Genomic DNA, 14,773 nt, shown 5'->3' with positions numbered 1-14,773 from the left:
GCGGGTAGGCAAGGTGTACACCGCACGCCACCTCGCCAGCTGTACTTCCGTTCCACGGATACCCGTGCGCCGCCGGCCGGAGCGCGACAGGATGGGGACTCCTTTCCCCTGCGGTTGAAGGAAGCCATGCCCGTTGAACTGAAGCTGCCGCCCTCGGATGACTGGGTGCCCACCCTGGAGGAGACGCCGTACCACAAGCTCGGAGGCGACGAGGCCGTGCGTGCGCTCGCCTACGCCTTCTATGACGCCATGGACGCCCACGAGCCGGCGCTCGCGAAGCTGCACGAGCTGGACGCCCAGGGCCGGGTGAATGCGGGCACGCGCGAGCGCTTCGGCCTCTTCCTCGTCGGGTGGCTGGGGGGCCCGCAACATTATATGGAGCGCCACGGCCACCCCCGGCTGCGCATGCGCCACGGCCACCTGCCGGTGGACACCGCCATGCGCGACGCGTGGGTGCGCAGCATGCAGAAGGCCCTGGACGCCCGGGGCATCACCGGCGGCCTGCGCCGCTTCCTCGACGCACGCTTCGCCCAGGTGGCCGACTTCCTCCGCAACACCGAGGGCTGAGACGGGGTTGCGGAAAAAGCACGACCGTTCTATAGATAGGTCATGCGCAAGGGCGAGCTCACCCATCAGACCATCCTGGAGACGGCCGTCCGGCTGGCCAGCCGGGTGGGGCTGCACGGGCTGAGCATCGGCGGGCTGGCGGAGGAGCTGAGCCTCTCCAAGAGCGGCCTGTTCGCGCACTTCAAGTCCAAGACGGAGCTCCAGGTGCAGGTGCTGGAGGCGGCCTCCGCCGTCTTCACCGAGCGCGTCATCCACCCGGCGCTGAGCAGGCCCCGCGGCGAGCCCCGCGTGCGGGCGCTCTTCGACGGCTGGCTGACGTGGGACCGCGACAAGTACCTGGAGGGGGGCTGCATCTTCGTGGCGGCGGCGGCGGAGCTGGACGACGCGCCCGGGCCCGCGCGGGACAAGCTGGTGCAGACGCAGCGGGACTGGCTGGACTGCCTGGCCCAGGCCGCGCGCATCGCCGTGGCAGAGGGGCACTTCCGCAAGGATTTGGACGTGGAGCAGTTCGCCCATGACGAGTACGCGGCGATGCTGGGCTTCCACCATGCCCTGCGCCTGATGAGAGACCCGCAGGCCGAGGCGCGCGCCCGCCGGGCCTTCGACGCGCTTGTCGCCGCCGCACGCAACCCCGCTTCCTGACTCTGCTTTTTGTCTCAAGTGTCCTTCGAGGAGGACCTCATCATGGCGGAAAATAGCACGAACGTTCGGACGAAACTGGCGCTGTGGGGCGTGAGGGCGACGGCGCGGAGCCTGGGGGCGGTGGCGCCGGGGCTGACGGCGGCGTGGGCGGAGCGGCTGTTCCTGACGCCCCGGCGGCCGCGGCGCTCGCGCACGGCGGAGGCGGTGCTGGCGAAGGGGCAGCAGCGGGTGCTGAAGGTGGAGGGCGAGAGGGTCGCGGTGTGGAGCTGGGGCGAGGGCCCGCGCGTGCTGCTGGTGCACGGGTGGAGTGGCTACGGCGGGCAGCTGACGGCCTTCGTGCAGCCGCTGGTGGACGCGGGCTTCTCGGTGGTGGCGTACGACGCGCAGGGGCACGGGGTGTCGTCGGGGCGGACCAGCTCGCTGCCGGAGATGGCGAGGCTGGTGGCGGCGGTGGGGCGGGCGACGGGCGGGCCGTACGCGGTGGTGGCGCACTCGTTCGGCGCGGCGGCGGCGGCGGTGGCGATGCGGGACGGGCTGAAGGTGGAGCGCGCGGTGTTCCTCTCGCCGGCGGCGGACCCTCGCGCCGGCATCCGGGCCTTCGCGAGCACGGTGGGGCTGTCGGAGGGCGTGTGGCAGCGGATGGCGGCGCGAATCGAGGCGCGCTTCGACATGCGGCTGAGGGATCTGGCGCTGCCGAACTTCGCGCCGCTGCTGGACGTGCCGCTGCGCATCTTCCACGACGTGGGCGACGGCGAGGTGCCGCTGGTGTCGGGCGAGGCGGTGGCGCGCGCCTGGCCGCGCGCGAAGCTCACCCGGACGGAGGGGCTGGGCCACTTCCGCATCCTCTACGCGCCAGAGGTGGTGGCCCCGGCGGCGCAGTTCCTCGCGGAGGGCCGGCCGAGCAACGCCTGGCCCGCGCCGGAGCTGCTGGCGTCCCTGGCACCCGCGCGCGCGCCGCTGCGCATGGTGCAGGGAGGCTGAGGCGACCCACGCCACACCTGTGGCCCGGACGCGGCAGCCGTCCGGTGGCGGATGAAAGGCTTACAGGGAGTGCGGTTTTTTCCCGCCTCCGTGGTAGACGGAGCGGGTCCCACCCTCACCCCCGAGCCTCTCCCATGACTGCTCTCTCCCGAAGCGTGCTCGCTCTCGCCGTCCTGTTCCTGTCCACCTCCGCGCAGGCGTCGGAGACGACGGTCTACGGGCGGAAGGTGCTCCGCGAGTGTGTCTATGCCCACGCCTACGAGGCGGAGGTGCAGCTGAACTACCTGAACTACTCCCTGCCGTGGGGCACCTCGGTGGAGCTCATCTACGGCTGGGGCGGGCAGTCGAACTCCGTCCCGTTCGACTGGGCCAACACGCAGACCGTCTCCGCGCCCGCCTCGGCGCCGTACACCTGGAGCGCGACGGTGCGCGCCATCACCGGCAGACGCACCGAGCCGCACTGGAACTACCAGCACGTCGACTTCGTCTGGCGGGTCATCATGCCCAACGGCTACACGTTCTACGAGAAGGGCAACGGCTCCACCTGGGGCTTCTACTCCGCCTCGCTGGAGACGGGCGTCATCCCGCCGTGCACGTCGGACGGCAACTTCGTCGGTCCCCTGTATCCGCTGACCTTCACGTCGATTGAGCGCTGGTAGCCGCCACGGCACGGCGGGCCGCCGGCTCAGCTGGCCTGTAGCGCCAGCGGCTTCTTCGGGCGCATCAGGCGGCCGGAGAGCTTCGCGACGAACTCGCGCGTGAAGAAGCGCGCGAGCAGCGTGGTGAAGGTGTTGCCCGTGCCCTGCACCACCGACGCGCGGTTGTCGCGGAACGCCCGGAGGCCGAGCCGCACCACGTCCTCCGGCTTCGCCTTGGCGCCCAGGGCCGCGGCCTCGCCCGCGCGCGCGAAGAAGGGCGTGTCGGTGGCCCCGGGGCACAGCGCCAGCACGCGCACGCCCCGGGAGCGGTACTCCTCCCAGAGCGCCTCGCTGAAGGACAGCACGAAGGCCTTGGTCGCCGCGTACACCGCCATGTACGGCACCGGCTGGAAGGCCGCCGTGGAAGCCACCTGAATCACCCCGCCCTGGCGCCGCTCCAGCATCGGCAGGAACAGGTGGGTCAGCTCCACGAGCGCGCCGACGTTGAGGTCCACCTGCTCGCGCTGCGTGCCCAGCGGCACCTCGGTGAAGGGGCCGTAGCTGGCGAAGCCGGCGTTGTTGATGAGCACGTCGACCTCGAGCCCCTTCGCCACCACCGCGTCGAAGACGCGCTTCGCCGCGCCGGGCTTCGTGAGGTCCTCGGCGATGACGTGGGCGCCGCCGAGCGCGTCGGCCAGCCAATGGAGCCTGTCGCGGCCGCGGGCCACCAGCACCAGCTTCGCGCCGCGCTGGCTCAGCTCCCGCGCGAAGGTCTCTCCGATGCCCATGGAGCCGCCTGTCACCACCACCGTCTTGCCCGCGAAGTCGAAGTCTTTCATGGCCCCAGGATGCGAGCCGGGCGGGTTTCCGGGAACAGGTATCCATGGCAAGCTGGTTTCCATCCATGCAAACCTCGACCGTGCCCACCTGGGATGACCTGCGCGTGCTGCTCGCGCTCCACCGGCACCGCAGCTTCCTGGCGGCGGGCCGGGCGCTGGGCATCTCCACGTCCACGGCGGCGCGGCGCATCGAGGCGCTGGAGGCCGCGCTGGGGCGCACGCTGGTGCACCGGGGCAGCCGGGGCACCTCGGTGGAGCCGGACGCGCTGGAGCTCGTCTCCCTGGCGGAGCAGCTCGAGCTCGGCCTCCAGGCCGTGCGCCGTGACGAGGGGGAGAGCCCGAGCTCGGGCACCGTGCGCGTCTCCATGGGCGAGGGCTTCGTGCGGCCGGTGACGCGGGTGCTGTCGGAGCTGCGCCGCAAGCACCCGGCGCTGCTGCTGGAGGTCATCTCGGAGGCTCGGCTCGTCGACCTGTCGCGCCGGGAGGCCGACATCGGGTTGCGCAAGGCGAAGTCGTCATCGCCGGTGCTGGTGGAGCGCGCGGTGGGGCGGCTGGAGTTCGGGCTGTATGCGTCCCAGGGCTACGTCGAGCGGCGGCTGCGCGGCGGGCGCCTGGAGGCGGGGGACTTCGAGCGGCACGACTTCGTGGGCTACGAGGGCGCGCTCGAGCGCTCACCGCAGATGACCTGGCTCATGCGGCACGGGGCGCGCCGCTTCCCGTTCCGCTCCAACTCCGACTTCGCGCTGGAGGAAGCCGTGGAGCAGGGCGAGGGCATCTGGGTGATGGCGGACGCGCAGGGGCGCACGCTGCCCGGGCTGGTGCGGCTCGACGTCGACCTGCCAATGCCTTCCATGCCGGTGTTCCTGGTGTTCCACAAGGACCTGCGCCAGGTGCCTCGCGTCCGCCTCGTCGTCAGTGCGCTCGAGGCGGCGCTGCGTCACGCACTGCGTTGAGCAGGCCTGCTGCCTTTGTCATCTGGCTTCACTCGAGGTCCGAATGTCTTTTGGGCATCAACACCGTGGCGTCCAGAGCGGAGCGGGGCGGCTCGACTTGACGGAGAGTGCGTGGCGGGATTTGATGGTTTCTCCAGGTACGACAGGTTTGCACTGTTCTGTGTAGCTGGAGAGCACGTCTCACTCACAAGGAGCAACCCATGAAGATCAAGACCCGTATCCGCGGTGGTCCGATTGATGCTGGTGGTGGACGTGGCTGCGGCGGCGGCATCATCCTCTCCGCCTAGCCAGCCGTGAGCTGAACCGGTCGCCAGCAGGCCCCGTACCGGCTGCTGGCGACTGTCGCAATGGATGTGGCGCCACGCCCACGGTCTGACACAGTGAGGACCTGCACGCCCGGTCGCAGCATGACCGAGCGTGTCGAAGTCCCACCCGTGGAACCCAGGAGCGTGTCCCCCATGCGAATTCCTCTCCCCCTCGTTGCTGCCTTCGTGGGTCTCGTCGTCTCGGTGTCGGGTTGCGGCGGTACGTACGAGCCCGAGCAGGCGCCGGTGACCGAGTCCGCCCCCGCCGAGGCGCAGCTCCCCGAGGCGCAGCTCCCCGAGGGCAGCGTCACGCAGCAGGCCATCTGTTCGCAGCTTTGGACGTGCAACTACAGCCAGTGGTACGGCACCGAGGCGAACTGCACGGCGGCCTGCGGCAGGTCCTGCACGCGCGACTACCGCTGTACCGGCACCTGCTTCTGTCCGTGAGCCAGCGCTGAAGGCGAGGCCGGGGGGGCGGTAGTCCCTCTCGGCCCCTTCTCCGCGCTCCGGAAAATGTGCGCCTGTAACACCCCGCCGGCCCGTGGGTCCAACTCCCAACCTGAACACGGGAGTTGGCACATGAAGAAGTTCGCTCAGAAGGTCGCGGTCGTCACCGGTGGCACCAGCGGAATCGGACTCGCCACGGCGCAGCAGCTCGCGGAGGAAGGGGCGAAGGTCGTCGTCTTCGCGCGCTCCGAGGAGGGCCTGGCCCAGGCCGTGAAGTCGCTCGGGCCGAACGCACACGGAGTGCGTGGAGATGTGACGCGTGTGGCGGACCTGGAGCGCCTGTTCCAGGAGACTCGCGAGCGCTTCGGTGGAATCGACGTCCTGTTCGCGAACGCGGCGGTGGTGAAGCTGGCGCCGATCTCCGGCACCTCCGACGCGCTGTTCGACGAGCTCGTCTCGGTGAACCTGAAGGGGACGTTCAACACGCTGCGGCTGGCCATCCCGCACCTCAATGCCGGCGCGTCGGTGGTGGTGACGACGTCCTGGCTCAATCGCATCGGCTTCGAGGGCTCGAGCGTGCTGAGCATGACGAAGGCGGCCCTGCGCTCGCTCGTCCGGGTGGCCGCCGCGGAGCTCGCTCCGAAGGGGATTCGCGTCAACGCGGTGTGCCCCGGCGCCTTCGAGACGCCGCTGTGGGGCAAGCTGGGCCTGCCCGCCGAGCAGCTCCAGGCCACGGGGGCGAGCATCACCGCCCAGATTCCGCTGAAGCGCTGGGGCCGTGCCGAGGAGCTTGCCCGCGCGGTGCTGTTCCTCGCGTCCCCCGATTCGTCGTATGTCACGGGCACGGAGCTCGAGGTCGATGGAGGCCTGCGCCAGGTATGACGTCGCGCGAAGACAATCCGTTTCTCCCCGGGTACGACACCGCCGACGACAGCCGCCTGGTGGCGCGCGCTGTCGACGGCAGCAAGGACGCGCTGCGCGAGCTGGTCGCGCGGCACCAGCCCTTCGTCTACAACCTGTCGCTGAAGATGTGCGGGCGGCCGGAGGACGCGGAAGACCTCACCCAGGAGGTCTTCGTGAAGGTCATCACGTCCCTGCAGACCTTCCGGGCGGAGAGTGCGTTCCGTACCTGGCTGTACCGCCTCACCGTCAACCATCTCTTGAAGAGCCGCCGGCGCGGGATGGAGGTGCTGGTGGACGACTTCGAGACCTACTTCGCCACCATCGCGGCGGCCCCGGACGAGTCGTTGAGCCCGCACGAGCTGCGGGACGCCAACCGCACGGTCGAGGAGCTGCGCATCCGCTGCACGACGGGCATGTTGATGTGCCTGGACCGTGAGCAGCGAATCACCTACGTGCTCGGAGAGCTGTTCGGGGTGGACCATCAGCTCGGCGGGGAGATTCTGGAAATCTCTCCGGGCAACTTCCGCGTCCGGCTCTCCCGGGCGCGCAAGGACCTGTACAGCTGGATGAACCAGCGCTGCGGGCTCGTCAACCTGGCCAACCCGTGCCGGTGCCACAAGAAGACCCGGAGCTATGTGCGCAGCGGCGCGGTGGACCCGGAGCACCTCGTGTTCAACACCGCCTACGTCGACAGAATCGAGGCGCTCACCCGCAGCGAGTCGTCACAGGTCATCGACACCGTCGAGCAGCTCCACCAGCGCGTCTTCCTGGAGCACCCGCTCCAGGTCAGCCGCGCGAAGGTGGTCGACGAAATCCTCCAGAACGACACCCTCCGCACCTTCTTCAGCATCTGACCAGGACGTGGCTGGAGCGTGTGGGGAAGCGGAGGCAGCGGGCCGCGACTTGACTCCCAGTACGCAACAGAGTTTCATTATTACTCCATGTCCGTCAGTCTTCACTGCTGGTGGGACTGGAACCCACGTCTCAATCCCTAGGAGCAGTCCATGAAGATCAAGACCCGTATCCGTGGTGGTCCAGTTCTTGGTGGTGGTGGGCGCGGCTGTGGCGGCGGCATCATCCTCTCCGCCTAGTCAGTCGTGAGCTGAGCCGGTCGCCAGCAGCCCGCATTCCGGCTGCTGGCGACTGTCACTCCAGCGCAGCACCCGCTCCCTTCCAGTGCCCTTGCCGCCACAGCGCCGGCATGGAGGCGCGGCAGGTCGAGCACCCTGTGGGAAATGGCCCCCCGGGCCCATGCGTACATGGGGGCATGCTCTCCCTCCGCAATCTGGTGAAGGTGTACCCGGGCCCCGTCTCCGCGCTCCGGGGCGTGGACCTGGACGTACCTCGCGGAATGTTCGGGCTGCTGGGCCCCAATGGCGCCGGCAAGTCCACGCTGATGAAGATTCTCGCGGGCCTGCTGGAGCCCACGTCCGGCAGCGTGACGCTGGACGGCATGGACATCGTCCGTCACCCGGAGGCGCTGCGCCCCCACCTGGGCTACCTGCCGCAGGAGTTTGGCTTCTATCCGTACCTCACGGGTGAGGCCATGCTGCTGTACCTCCTGAAGCTCAAGGGCGTCACCGCGCCGCAGGGGCTGAAGCAGCTGTGCGCGGAGCTGCTGGAGCGCGTCAACCTCACCTTCGCGGCGAAGCGGAAGGTGAAGGAGTACTCGGGCGGCATGCGGCAGCGGCTCGGCATCGCCCAGGCGCTGTCGGGCAACCCGAAGCTCATCATCGTGGACGAGCCCACCGCCGGCCTGGACCCGGAGGAGCGCCTGCGCTTCTACCGGCTGCTGGCCGAGGTGGCCCACGAGCGCACCGTGCTGCTGTCCACGCACATCGTCGAGGACGTGGCCATGCTGTGCCCGCGCTTCGCCGTCATCCGCCAGGGCCGGGTGATGGCGATTACGTCCCCTACCGAGGCCAAGGCCGCTATCGCCGGCACCATCTTCGAGGGCACCGCGTCCACGGAGGAGCTGGGCGAGCTGCAGCGCACCCGCCGCGTCACCCAGGCCGTCCTCTTCGAGGGCCGCAACCGCGTGCGCATCCACGAGCCGGGCGGCGCCGTGCCCCCGGGCTTCGAGCGGGTGACGCCCACGCTGGAGGACGCCTACCTCCTGCTGATGAAGGACACGGCCGCCCCCGCGGAGGGCCAGGCGTCCTTCCGCGAGGTGGCGCGATGAAGGCCCGCCGGCTGGGCACCGTGGTGCGCACGGAGCTGGCGCACCAGGTGCGCCGCCCGCTGTTCGTCATCCTGTTGCTCATCACCTTCCTGGTGGTCTGGGGGCTCTCCTCGGGCAACGTCACCATCGAGTCCGGCGCCAGCCAGGTGGGCGGGCAGAAGGCCTGGGTGACGAGCGAGTTCGCCGTCTCGCAGACGCTCATCTTCCTCACCTTCCTCCTCTTCTCCTTCTTCGTCTCGGTGGGCGCCGGCATGGGCGTCATCGCCGACGACGAGCACCGGGTGGGCCCCATCCTCCACACCACGCCGCTGACGCCGCGCGAGTACGTGTGGGGCAAGTTCCTGGCGGTGCTGGCCGCGTATGGCCTGGCGCTCGTGGCGCTGGTGGCCTTCCTGATGTTCTTCCACCACGTGGTGCCGGCCGGGGAGAACGCGGAGTACCGCGGCCCCTTCTCGCTGCTGAACTACATGCGGCCCGCGCTCTTCTTCGGCGTGCCACTGCTGGTCTTCACCGCGGGCACGGCCTTCACGGTGGGCGAGCTGACGCGGCGGCCGGTGCTCGTCTACTTCCTGCCCGTGGTGATGCTGTTCGTCTGCGCCTTCTTCCTGTGGGACTGGTCGCCTGGGTGGCTGGACCCGAAGGTGAACCGGCTCCTCATGGCGCTGGAGCCCGCGGGGCTGCGCTGGCTGAGCGAGACGTGGGTGAAGGTGGACCGGGGCGTGGACTTCTACAACTCGGGCCGCGTGGGGCTGGACGCGCTCTTCGTCCTCAGCCGGCTGGGCTTCATCGCGGTGGGCCTGGGCGGCGTCGCGCTCAGCGCGCGCCACGTGGCCAACGGCCTGAGGGGCGCGCCGGTGCGGGCCGCGAAGGGGAAGACGCTGGCGGACGCGCCCCCTGCCACGCCCCTGGGGACGGTGCGCGAGGAGGCCCCGCTGGCCTCGCTGCGCATGGGCGTGCGTCCGCCGGGGCCGCTGACCGGGCTGTGGCAGGTGGCGAGGGTGGAGGTCCGGGGGCTGCTGTCACAGCCGGGGCTCTACCTCTTCGTGCCCATCATCCTGCTGCAGACGGTGGTGCAGTCGCTCAACGCGGTGGGCGCCTTCGAGACGCCGCTGCTGGCCTCGCCGGGACACTTCGCGGTGCGGAGCATGGGGCAGGTGTCCACGCTCGTCTGCCTGCTGCTCATGTTCTACACGGTGGAGTCCCTGGAGCGCGAGCGCGCCTTCGGCTTCGCGCCCATCCATGACGCCACGCCGGTGCGCACGCTGTCGGTGCTGCTGGGCAAGGCGCTCGCGAACAGCCTGGTGGGTGTGGCCATCCTCTCGGCGGTGGGGCTGGCGGCGGTGCTGGTGCAGCTGGCGCAGGGGCAGGTGCCGCTGGCGCTGGGGCCCTTCCTCATCGTCTGGGGCCTGCTGCTGCTGCCCACCTTCGTGCTGTGGACGTGCTTCGTGCTGGCGGCGCGCGCGGTGGCGGGCGGGCGGTTCGGCGCGTACGGGCTGGGACTGGCGGCGCTGTGCCTCACGGGCTTCGCGGCGATTCGCGGTGAGCTCACCTGGGCGACGAACTGGCCGCTGTGGGGCTCGGTGAAGTGGTCGGACCTGGGGCCGCTGGAGCTGGACCGGACGGCGCTCGTGCTCAACCGGGTGGGCGCGCTGGGCCTGGCCGCCTTCTTCGCCGCGCTGGCGGTGCGGCTGGATGGACGGCGGGCGCCGGACTCGGTGAGCACGCTGGAGCGGCTAAAGCCCGCGGGGCTGCTGCGCGGGGCGTGGCGGATGGCGCCGTGGGCGGTGGTGCCGGCGGTGGCGCTCATCGGCGCGGCGGTGCAGGTGGGGCAGGGCTGGCAGGGAGACGCGGCGAAGAAGCGCGCGAAGGAGTACTGGCAGAAGAACCTGGCCACGTGGAAGGACGCGCCGCAGCCGGCGATTCAGGGCGTGGACCTGGACGTGGAGCTGGAGCCGGAGCGCGGGACGTTCCGCACGCGGGGCACGTACACGCTGGTGAACCGGCACGCGAAGCCGCTGATGGCCTTCGCCCTCACGGGTGGCGACCACTGGGAGGATGTGCGCTGGACGGTGGACGGACAGGAGGCCACGCCGGAGGACCGCTCGCGGCTGTATGTCTTCCGGCCGCCCGCGCCGCTGCAGCCGGGAGCGGTGCTGCGCGTGGGCTTCGACTTCCACGGCCGCTTCCCCCGGGGCGCGACGAAGGACGGCGGGGACGTGGAGGAGTTCATCCTGCCCTCGGGCGTGGTGCTGACGTCGTTCGGCCCCAGCTTCGCGCCGGTGATGGGCTACCAGGAGGACATCGGCATCGACGAGAAGGAGAACAAGTACGAGCCGAGGGTGTACCCGGACGACTACTACCTGGGCCCCACCGAGCCGGCCTGGGGCACGGGCACGCCCTTCACCACGCGCATCCGGGTGACGGGCCCGGCGGAGTACACGCTCAACTCGGTGGGAGTCCTGGAGCGCGACGAGGTGAAGGACGGCCGTCGCGTGAGTGTGTGGAAGAGCGACCACCCGGTGAGCATGTTCAACATCGTCGCGGGGCGCTGGGCGGTGCTGAAGGGCGAGGGCACCGCCGTCTTCCACCACCCCGCGCACGGCTACAACGTGGAGCAGATGCGGCGCGGCCTGGACGCGGCCCGCCGGTACTACTCGGAGTGGTTCTACCCCTATCCGTGGAAGGAGCTGCGGCTGTCCGAGTTCCCCGGCCTGGACACGTACGCGCAGGGCTTCGCCACCAACATCACCTTCTCGGAGAGCATCGGCTTCCTCACGAAGAGCACGCCGAAGGCGAACGCGGTGCTGCTGATTACCGCGCACGAGGCGGCGCACCAGTGGTGGGGCAACCTGCTCATCCCCGGCAAGGGGCCCGGCGGCGAGGTGCTGTCCGAGGGCACGTCGCACTATGCGTCGTTGAAGCTGATTGAGCAGCTCGAAGGGCCCGCGGTGCGGATGGAGATCGCGAAGCGGCTGGAGGAGCGCTACGGCAAGAACCGGCGCGTGGACGGGGAACAGCCGCTGGTGAAGCTGGACAACACGCGCGAGGGCGACAACACCGTCCTCTACGACAAGGGCGGCTGGGTGTTCTGGATGATGGAGGACCTGCTGGGCCGCGAGGCGATGCACGCGGGCATCCAGGCCTTCCTGCGCCAGTACATGAACGACGCCGACCACCCGGTGCTGCAGGACTTCACCGCCGCGCTGCGCCCCTTCGCGAAGGACCCTGCCGCCTACGACGCCTTCGTGCGGCAGTGGTTCCACGAGGTGCACGTGCCGGAGTACCGGCTGTCCGCCGCGAGCGTGAGTCAGGAGGGCCAGGAGTGGGTGACCACCGTGACGGTGGAGAACGCGGGCAGCGGGCGCATGCCGGTGGAGGTGGCGGCGGTGAAGGGCGAGCGCTTCCCGGAGCGAGGCGAGGAGGAGGCCGCGAAGGGGCCGGCCCAGCCGTCACCGGACTACCGCGAGGCGCGGGCGAAGGTGGTGCTCGGGCCCGGGGAGAAGACACAGGTGACGGTGCGCGCGGGCTTCGCTCCCGAGCGGTGGGTGGTGGACCCGGACGTGCGCGTGCTGCAGCTGCGGCGTGAGGCCGCCGTGCTGAAGCTGTGACGGAGCAGGCCCGCACCACGGTGTGCTCTCCGTGGAGCGGGCTGTCATGGCGCGCTAGCGCAGGGCGGCCTGGCGCGCTCGCTCCAGGAGGCTGTTGGTGCCGGTGGCGGTGAGCGCCGCCTCGTGGGTGCCGGGGAGGGACGCGGCCGTGCGCGTGCCGTTCAGCTCGTAGCGGATGCCGACGCCAGACGTCCTGCCATCACAGGTCACCTCGATGGCTCCCGCGACGCTCAGCTCGAGCGCCCCGGCATCACCCCGGAGGCCGTTGCCCTGGGTGAAGACCAGCTCGGACGTGCACTCCTCCACGGGAGGGAGAGGGCAGGCGGTCTCGATGATGAGGAAGGACGTCTCGCCCGTCATCGTTGCGCGGGGACCGCAGCCCAGCGAGCTGAAGGACAGGCGCAGCGCCTTGTTGTTGGCGTTCGTGTCGCTGGAGATTCGCACCATGTCCTCGATGGGCTCCTCGGAGGTCTCCGTGGCCGCCTCGAGGGTCATGGTGCCCGTGACGTCATACTTCCCGGTCACGTTCGGGCGCAGGTCCTCCCCCGGGCGGCCGTTGTTCGGGGGGCCCTCATTGTCCTCGCTGCCACCGCATGCAGTGAGCGCGGAAACCAACAGGGCAGCCAGCACACGGGAACGCAGCATTGTCGAAGACCTCGCCCATGGGGTTGACGCGCCCGCTTCAAGGCTCGCATCCGCGCAAGGGGATGTGAGGGATTGCGCCGCGCGTCATGTGGCTTTCCACGGAGTCCGACGGCCCGATGGCCCGCTTATTCAAAGCTGCCAAGGTGGCAGGGCAGCCCCGGTACGACTGTGACACGGTGGCAATCGCAGACCGCACGGGCCGTATGTCTCTCTCGGAAGCGGCGATGTGCACGCGGGTTGCAGAGAGGCCGCGCGCATCTGGATGGCCGCGTCCATTCACTCTCGCTCCAGGGGGAGCTCTCACCCATGAATCACCTCCACACGTCATTGCTGACCGCTGCGCTGCTGTTCACTTCCGCCAGTGCAGCCGAGGAGTACGGGCCTCCGCCCGTCGAGCCGCCGAGGGCGCATCGGACCCTCCTGGGGATGTCCATCACCGCGCTCCAGTACGGCGAGCTGTCGCTGGAGGGGGAGCGCGTCGTGAGCCCGCGCGTGTCCGTGGCGCTGGGGCTGCGGGCGGGGCTCAGCAGCCTGAGCGTGCGGGCCAGCAGTGAATTTGCCGGAGGGGACAATGACCAGCTCCGCACCATGCTGGGCGTCGCCCCGGCGGCCCGTTTCTTCCTGACCGGGAGCGCGCCGGAGGGGCTGTGGCTTTCTCCGCGGCTGGAGGCCACCCGCGAGTGGGTGGATTACAAGGCCAGCGAGGAGGGGGCCTGGAATTTCGAGTCGACGGAGAGCGCGTGGAGCTTCGGCGGGGCCGCGCTCGTGGGCTACACCACCATCGTGGGACGCGGGCTGGCCATCCAGGGGGGCGTGGGCCTCGCCGCGGTGCACGAGCGCAACCGGCGTACGCTCCTGACCCTTCCGTCCCGAGGGACGGAAGGGGCGTCGTCCGAGGTCGAGACCCGGAACCGGTCCTGGAGCGTGGGCCCGCGCATGGACGTGTCCGTGGGCTGGGCCTTCTGAGCGCTCTTCCGCCGCGTCACCGTCACACGGGCAGGTAGCGCGGGCCGCCGTGGCGCCGCGTGGGGAGCCGGGGCCTCCGGCCACCCTGCCGCCGAGCGGGGCGCTGGGGCGTGTGCCGCCTGCGAGCCCCCGGACGCAGCGGCAGGTCCGCGAGCGCCTTCACGTCCGTCACCAGCCCCAGCGCGGCCAGCGCGCGCACCGCCCACCAGCCCGGGTCCGGCTGCCGCCAGCCGCGCCCCATCTGCGCCGAGCCCGGGTACGCGTGGTGGTTGTTGTGCCACGCCTCGCCCATGCTCACGAGCGCCAGCCAGCCCGCGTTGCGGCCCTGCTCCGCGCAGCCAGGCAGCTCGTAGGGTTGGTCGCCCTCAACGTGGCTCACGTAGTGGACGCCCCAGAACCCGTCCTGCGTGAGCACCAGCCGCACCAGCACGCCCCAGACCACCCAGTCCACGCCGCCAATGACATACAGCGCCAGCGCGAGCGGCACCTGGAGCCACAGCCCGGCGCGCTCCAGGGCGCGGAAGAACGGGTCCTCCAGCACGCGCGGCGGCACCGGCGGGTACACGGCCTCGTCGCGCGCGTGCCACGTGTAGAAGAGGGCGTACGTCATGACGCGCGCGAAGCCGTCGCGGTAGCCGAAGTACGGCGGGCAGTCGGCCTCGGGCTGGTTCTGGTGGAAGTCGCGCAGGTGGTGCATGCGGCTCATGCCGATGACGCCGCCCAGGCCGGCGAGCGCACCCAGGAGCGCCAGCGTCCGCTCCACCGCGAGCGGGGCGCGGAAGGCACCGTGGATGAGCCCGCGGTGGATGCCCACCGACACGCCCAGGCACATCGTCACTCCCGTCAGCACGGCGAACACCGCCACCCCGCTCCACGAGAAGAAGAGTGCGCCCCCCACCAGCGCGCCCAGGTGCAGCAGGCTCCAGCGCAGCACCTTGCTCCCATCCAGCTTCGCCTCGCCCCACCGTGTGTCCATGCCCCGCTCCTTCCGGAGAGGGGCCATCGCAAGCGCCCTGCCAACGGAGGACGGGCCTGATTTCGCGTGCTTGCGCGGGCACGCGGGTGCAGGTGTCAACGCCGTTCACAGCGCGCAGTCC

At 70.4% G+C, this 14,773-nt stretch carries 14 protein-coding genes; 11 read left to right on the top strand and 3 right to left on the bottom strand.

From position 1 onward, the window contains the following. Positions 1-126: 126 nt before the first annotated feature. The 4 genes from LXT23_RS04520 (at position 127) to LXT23_RS04505 (ending at position 2,849) form a co-directional block, all read left to right on the top strand. Positions 127-567, top strand: coding sequence for a group II truncated hemoglobin (locus tag LXT23_RS04520; protein ID WP_253978818.1), 441 nt, complete (start codon positions 127-129; stop codon positions 565-567). Between the two features lie 42 nt (positions 568-609). Then, positions 610-1,209: a TetR/AcrR family transcriptional regulator gene (locus LXT23_RS04515; RefSeq protein ID WP_253978817.1), complete on the top strand. Its 600-nt coding sequence runs from the start codon at positions 610-612 to the stop codon at positions 1,207-1,209. Positions 1,210-1,251: 42 nt separating this feature from the next. Beyond that, complete coding sequence (locus LXT23_RS04510) at positions 1,252-2,190, top strand: alpha/beta hydrolase (RefSeq protein ID WP_253978816.1); 939 nt, start codon at positions 1,252-1,254, stop codon at positions 2,188-2,190. 134 nt (positions 2,191-2,324) lie between these two features. Next, complete coding sequence (locus tag LXT23_RS04505) at positions 2,325-2,849, top strand: hypothetical protein (RefSeq protein ID WP_253978815.1); 525 nt, start codon at positions 2,325-2,327, stop codon at positions 2,847-2,849. 26 nt (positions 2,850-2,875) lie between these two features. On the opposite strand, the gene LXT23_RS04500 is transcribed toward LXT23_RS04505, so the two are convergent. Continuing rightward, positions 2,876-3,667 carry an SDR family NAD(P)-dependent oxidoreductase gene (locus tag LXT23_RS04500; RefSeq protein ID WP_253978814.1) on the bottom strand — a complete coding sequence of 264 codons (792 nt, stop codon included), beginning with the start codon at positions 3,665-3,667 and terminating at the stop codon, positions 2,876-2,878. 65 nt (positions 3,668-3,732) lie between these two features. Here LXT23_RS04500 and LXT23_RS04495 point away from each other — a divergent pair, with 65 nt between their 5' ends. The 6 genes from LXT23_RS04495 (at position 3,733) to LXT23_RS50035 (ending at position 12,065) form a co-directional block, all read left to right on the top strand. Beyond that, the gene (locus tag LXT23_RS04495; RefSeq protein WP_253978813.1) at positions 3,733-4,620 is read left to right on the top strand and encodes a LysR family transcriptional regulator; all 888 of its coding nucleotides are present in this window, start codon (positions 3,733-3,735) and stop codon (positions 4,618-4,620) included. Between the two features lie 458 nt (positions 4,621-5,078). Then, entirely contained in the window at positions 5,079-5,372 is a 294-nt protein-coding gene (locus tag LXT23_RS04490; RefSeq protein ID WP_253978812.1) for a hypothetical protein, read from the top strand. Positions 5,373-5,504: 132 nt separating this feature from the next. Next, positions 5,505-6,254, top strand: a complete 750-nt coding sequence (locus LXT23_RS04485) for an SDR family NAD(P)-dependent oxidoreductase (RefSeq protein ID WP_253978811.1) — start codon at positions 5,505-5,507, stop codon at positions 6,252-6,254. Then, complete coding sequence (locus LXT23_RS04480) at positions 6,251-7,129, top strand: RNA polymerase sigma factor (RefSeq protein WP_253978810.1); 879 nt, start codon at positions 6,251-6,253, stop codon at positions 7,127-7,129. The genes LXT23_RS04485 and LXT23_RS04480 overlap by 4 nt, the downstream gene beginning before the upstream one ends. Positions 7,130-7,542: 413 nt before the next feature. Further along, a complete protein-coding gene (locus LXT23_RS04475; RefSeq protein ID WP_253978809.1) occupies positions 7,543-8,457 on the top strand; it encodes an ABC transporter ATP-binding protein in 915 nt (304 codons plus the stop codon). Next, positions 8,454-12,065 (top strand): ABC transporter permease/M1 family aminopeptidase, encoded by a 3,612-nt coding sequence (locus LXT23_RS50035; RefSeq protein ID WP_267146671.1) that lies wholly within the window; start codon positions 8,454-8,456, stop codon positions 12,063-12,065. Before LXT23_RS04475 ends, LXT23_RS50035 begins: the two co-directional genes overlap by 4 nt. A gap of 54 nt (positions 12,066-12,119) precedes the next feature. Here the strand turns inward: LXT23_RS50035 and LXT23_RS04465 are convergent, their stop codons facing one another. Then, the gene (locus tag LXT23_RS04465; protein WP_253978808.1) at positions 12,120-12,590 is read right to left on the bottom strand and encodes a hypothetical protein; all 471 of its coding nucleotides are present in this window, start codon (positions 12,588-12,590) and stop codon (positions 12,120-12,122) included. Between the two features lie 426 nt (positions 12,591-13,016). Here LXT23_RS04465 and LXT23_RS04460 point away from each other — a divergent pair, with 426 nt between their 5' ends. Beyond that, positions 13,017-13,676 (top strand): hypothetical protein, encoded by a 660-nt coding sequence (locus LXT23_RS04460; protein ID WP_253978807.1) that lies wholly within the window; start codon positions 13,017-13,019, stop codon positions 13,674-13,676. 22 nt (positions 13,677-13,698) lie between these two features. Here LXT23_RS04460 and LXT23_RS04455 read toward each other — a convergent pair whose 3' ends face one another. Further along, positions 13,699-14,652, bottom strand: a complete 954-nt coding sequence (locus LXT23_RS04455; protein ID WP_253978806.1) for an acyl-CoA desaturase — start codon at positions 14,650-14,652, stop codon at positions 13,699-13,701. Positions 14,653-14,773: the final 121 nt, after the last annotated feature.

The organism is Pyxidicoccus xibeiensis, assembly GCF_024198175.1.
Taxonomy (GTDB): Bacteria; Myxococcota; Myxococcia; order Myxococcales; family Myxococcaceae; genus Myxococcus; species Myxococcus xibeiensis.
This window is presented reverse-complemented; position numbering and strand designations above follow the sequence as displayed.